The sequence below is a fragment of the Pseudoalteromonas sp. genome, assembly GCF_041613455.1.
Classification (GTDB): Bacteria; Pseudomonadota; Gammaproteobacteria; order Enterobacterales; family Alteromonadaceae; genus Pseudoalteromonas.
In genome coordinates, this window is record NZ_JBFJHD010000232.1 from 1 (window position 1) to 4,604 (window position 4,604).

The following is a 4,604-nucleotide window of genomic DNA, read 5'->3' on the forward strand; positions in this document are numbered from 1 at the left end:
ATGCGCAAAATTACTGAAGAAGGCGTGTTATTTAGCTCACCGGTAAACGGTGAAAAAATTATGATGACGCCAGAGTCATCAATGCAAGTACAGCGTGACTTAGGCTCAGATATTGTAATGATATTTGATGAATGTACGCCATACCCTGCCACCGAAAAAGAAGCGAAAGACTCTATGGAGTTGTCGCTGCGCTGGGCTAAACGCTCAAAACAAGGTCATGGTGATAATCCATCTGCTTTGTTTGGTATTATTCAAGGTGGTATGTACCCTGAATTACGGGCACAATCGCAAGCCGGCCTTGAAGAAATTGGTTTTGATGGTTATGCCTTAGGTGGATTATCTGTGGGTGAGCCCAAAGCTGAAATGATCAATATTTTAGATCATTGCGCTTATAAAATGCCTGCAGACAAACCACGTTACTTAATGGGTGTCGGTAAGCCAGAAGACTTAGTCGAGTCGGTGCGCCGTGGTATCGATATGTTTGATTGTGTGATGCCAACCCGTAATGCGCGTAACGGTCATTTATTTATTACCACTGGCGTGGTTAAAATACGTAACGCGGTACATAAAACAGATGCCGGCCCACTGGATCCTGAGTGTGATTGCCATACTTGTACTAATTACTCGCGCGCGTATTTGCATCACCTTGATAAATGTAATGAAATATTAGGTGCACGATTAAACACTATTCATAACTTACGATACTATCAACGTGTTATGGAAGGTTTACGCAATGCAATTAGTGCGGGTAAGTTAGACGAATTTGTTGCCGATTTTTATGCTCGCCGTGGCCAAGAAGTGCCAGAGCTTGCAGATATTAATTAAAATTTAAAATTAAAGAGGAAGTACCATGAGTTTATTTATTTCAAATGCACACGCAAGTGCCGGAACAGCAGCCGCAGGTGGCGGTATGGAAATGCTAATTATGTTAGCAATTTTCGGTTTGGTTTTTTACTTTTTGATCTACCGTCCTCAAGCGAAGCGTGTAAAAGAGCACAAAAGCTTAATGAGCGCGATGGCGAAAGGTGATGAAGTGCTAACCCAAGGTGGTTTAGTGGGTAAAATTACCAAAATTTCAGACGACAAAGACTTCATTGTTATTTCATTGAATGAGCAAGCTGAAGTTACAGTACAAAAATCGGCGGTTTCTGCCGTATTGCCAAAAGGCACAATGAAGTCGCTATAAAAATAATAAGGACGACCCCGTGTTAAACAAGTTTCCACTTTGGAAGTATTTACTTGTTTTAGCTGTGGTAGCTATTGGCCTTTTATATGCCTCTCCGAACTTGTATGGCCGTGATCCGGCCATACAAGTTTCTGGCGCTAAAGGTGCTGATGTTGACCTCAGTGTATTAGACAAAGTAAATGCCGCCCTCAAACAAGCAAATGTCAGTGTAAAATCAACAAAACTTGAAGATGGACAAATTTTAGTTCGTTTTAAAAACGTTGAAGAGCAGCTAAAAGCGCAAGATCTCCTGCGTAACTCGCTGAGCGATGACTACATATCAGCTATTAATATGGCCCCAGCGCAACCGGCTTGGTTAAAGTCGCTAGGCGGCAACCCAATGAAGCTTGGTCTAGATTTAAGTGGTGGTGTACATTTCACTATGGAAATCGACATGGCGACAGCGGTTGATAACCAGCTAGAGCAAATGGAACAAGATTTTCGTAGCGACTTACGTGAAGAAAAATTACGTTACCGCAGTGTACGCCGTGTAGCGGGCTCTGATCGTATGCGGGTAGAAATGCGTAACGAAGACGATAAAGATGCCGCAGAGCGCTTGTTAAAGTCTCGTTACCCATTAAATGAATACATTGACGATAGCAGCAACGATAACGCGTTTTATGCCACCATGAGTGAGCTAAAGCTTAAAGAAATTCGTGATTACGCTATTAAGCAAAACGAAACCATTATTCGTAATCGAATTAACCAAATTGGTGTGGCTGAACCAAACGTACAGCGCCAAGGTGCTGAGCGTATTATAGTGCAGTTACCGGGTATTCAAGACACTGCTCGCGCGAAAGAAATTTTAGGTGCAACGGCTACGCTTGAGTTTCGTGAAGTAGACGAAAACGCCGATATTAGCGCGGCTGCGCAAGGTCGTATTCCACCGGGTACTGAAATGATCATGAGTCGCGATGGTTACCCTGTGGTGCTTAAAAAACGCATCATCCTTGAAGGCAGCCACATAACGGGCGCGCAATCGGGTGCCGATGAATATCAGCGTCCACAAGTGAGTATTTCGCTCGATAGCAAAGGTGGGGCAAAAATGAATGCCTTTACCAAACGTGCTATTGGTAAGCGCATGGCTACAGTATTTATTGAGTACAAGCCATCAGGCAAAAAAGATGCTAACGGTAAAGCACTACCACCAATTAAGGTGGAAGAAGTGATTAACGTGGCAACCATTCAAGCACGCCTTGATCGTTCGTTCCGTATTACCGGCATTGATAACCCAGCCGAAGCCCATAACTTAAGCTTACTATTACGTGCTGGTGCATTAGTTGCGCCGATTCAAATTGTTGAAGAGCGTACCGTAGGGCCAAGCTTAGGCCAAGAAAACATTGCGGCAGGTATGACCGCAGTAGCGCTTGGCTTTGCCTTTGTACTGGCCTTTATGCTTATTTATTACAAAGGCTTTGGTATGGTTGCTAACTTAGCGTTGGCTGCTAACTTAGTGCTTATTATTGGTGTGATGTCGTTAATTCCAGGCGCAACACTGACGCTGCCAGGTATTGCCGGTATTGTGTTAACCGTTGGTATGGCGGTTGATGCTAACGTGCTTATTTTTGAGCGTATTCGCGAAGAGTTGGCCGATGGCCGGAGTCCGCAACAAGCGGTTCACTTTGGTTACGACAGTGCCTTTAGCACCATTTTTGATGCCAATATTACCACCTTGATTGCTGCGGTTATTTTGTTTGCTGTAGGCACTGGCCCTATTGCCGGCTTTGCAGTAACACTGGCGATTGGTATTTTAACGTCAATGTTTACCGCGATTATTGGTACCCGTGCGATTATCAATTTATTCATCGGTGGTAAACGTGTTGATAAACTTTCAATTTAAGGAGCTGACATGCAAATTTTAAATATGGGTAGTAAAACCCTGAAATTCATGTCGCTGCGTAAAGTGGCAATGGGTTTTTCAACACTATTAATTTTAGCGTCATTGATATCGGTGTTTACTAAAGGCTTAAACTTCGGTTTAGACTTTACCGGTGGTACCGCCGTTGAAGTGGGCTTTTCGCAACCGGCCGACTTGAAAAAAGTGCGTAACGTACTGGCTGAAAACGGTTTTGCTGATGCATCAGTGCAATTATTTGGTTCAAGCCAAGAAATTTTAGTGCGCTTAGCACCGCGTGGTGATGATGTTAAAGCGGAAGTGATTGGCAACCAAGTAATCGCAGCACTAAAATTAGCAGACGACAGTGTGGTCATGCGCCGTATTGAGTTTGTTGGCCCAAGCGTAGGTGAAGACTTAAAAGAGCAGGGTGGCCTAGCCATGTTAACTGCGCTTATTTGTATTCTAATTTACGTGGCATTTCGCTTTGAATGGCGCTTTGCTGTGGGCGCGGTAGGCGGCTTAATTCATGATGTTATGATCACTATTGGTTTGTTTTCGGTATTAGGTTTAGAGTTTGACCTCACCATATTAGCGGCTATTTTAGCGGTAATAGGTTACTCACTTAACGATACGATTGTAGTGTCTGACCGTATTCGTGAAAACTTCCGTAAGGTGCGTATCGACGATACCATCGAAATTATCGACCTATCTTTAACGCAAACACTTAACCGTACTTTAGTAACATCAATTACCACTATCTTAGTGTTAATTGCCTTGTTTGTATGGGGCGGCCAAACGATTCACGGTTTCGCAACTGCGTTATTATTTGGTGTGTTTATTGGTACTTATTCTTCTATTTACGTGGCAAGCTCGGTAGCTATTGCACTTGGCGTAAGTAAAGAAGACTTAATACCAGAAGTGATTGAAAAAGAAGGCGCCGATCTAGACGCGTTGCCGTAATAGATTGGTTAGCCGATGAAAACCGCCCAGCTGGGCGGTTTTTTATTGCCTAAGAATTGCCATAAAAGTGTCATACTTGCTTGCTACTTTATGTCTTAGAAAATCGCTATAGAGCTAAGCATGAATGGAACCGCGTGAATTATTAGATACTATTTTAGTTAACTGCACAATAACCACATTGTTTCAGCCTCTGTTTGATACCAGTAACCAGACCATTTTGGGTTATGAAGCACTCAGTAGAGGGCCGAAAAATAGCGCGTTAGAAATGCCTAATGCATTGTTTCAGGCGGCTCATCAACATGGCTTACTCTCTGAGCTTGAGCTGCTGTGTCGCTCTAAAGCGATTGAAAACTTTGTGCATTTACAGCTACAAGGTAAATTGTTTTTAAATGTTAGCCCTAAAACGTTACTTGACCCGAGCCACCCTAAAGGTGAAACACTGCATTTGATCAAGCAATTTGGCTTAGCTGCTAATCGCGTGGTAATCGAAGTGACAGAGCAAGAGCGGGTAGAGGATGAATTTTTATTACAAAAAACGCTCGAACATTACCGTTCTTTGGGCTTTACGATTGCCATAGATGA

The 4,604-nt window shown here is 43.2% G+C and carries 5 protein-coding genes; all 5 read left to right on the forward strand.

Translation table 11 applies throughout. From position 1 onward, the window contains the following. On the forward strand, window positions 1-825 hold an 825-nt coding region (gene tgt / locus ABYB02_RS14910; protein WP_372763197.1), incomplete at its 5' end, for a tRNA guanosine(34) transglycosylase Tgt. A gap of 25 nt (window positions 826-850) precedes the next feature. Then, the gene (yajC, locus tag ABYB02_RS14915; RefSeq protein WP_372763198.1) at window positions 851-1,186 is read left to right on the forward strand and encodes a preprotein translocase subunit YajC; all 336 of its coding nucleotides are present in this window, start codon (window positions 851-853) and stop codon (window positions 1,184-1,186) included. A gap of 19 nt (window positions 1,187-1,205) precedes the next feature. Then, window positions 1,206-3,065, forward strand: coding sequence for a protein translocase subunit SecD (secD, locus tag ABYB02_RS14920; RefSeq protein WP_372763199.1), 1,860 nt, complete (start codon window positions 1,206-1,208; stop codon window positions 3,063-3,065). Window positions 3,066-3,074: 9 nt separating this feature from the next. After that, a complete protein-coding gene (gene secF / locus ABYB02_RS14925; RefSeq protein WP_372763200.1) occupies window positions 3,075-4,022 on the forward strand; it encodes a protein translocase subunit SecF in 948 nt (315 codons plus the stop codon). Between the two features lie 124 nt (window positions 4,023-4,146). Next, on the forward strand, window positions 4,147-4,604 hold a 458-nt coding region (locus ABYB02_RS14930), incomplete at its 3' end, for an EAL domain-containing protein (protein WP_372763201.1).

What these genes read in the sequence shown, in the direction of transcription:
- secF (WP_372763200.1), top strand. Translation starts at nt 3,075, where the DNA reads ATGCAAATTTTAAATATGGGTAGTAAAACCCTGAAATTCATGTCGCTG.
- yajC (WP_372763198.1), top strand. Translation starts at nt 851, where the DNA reads ATGAGTTTATTTATTTCAAATGCACACGCAAGTGCCGGAACAGCAGCC.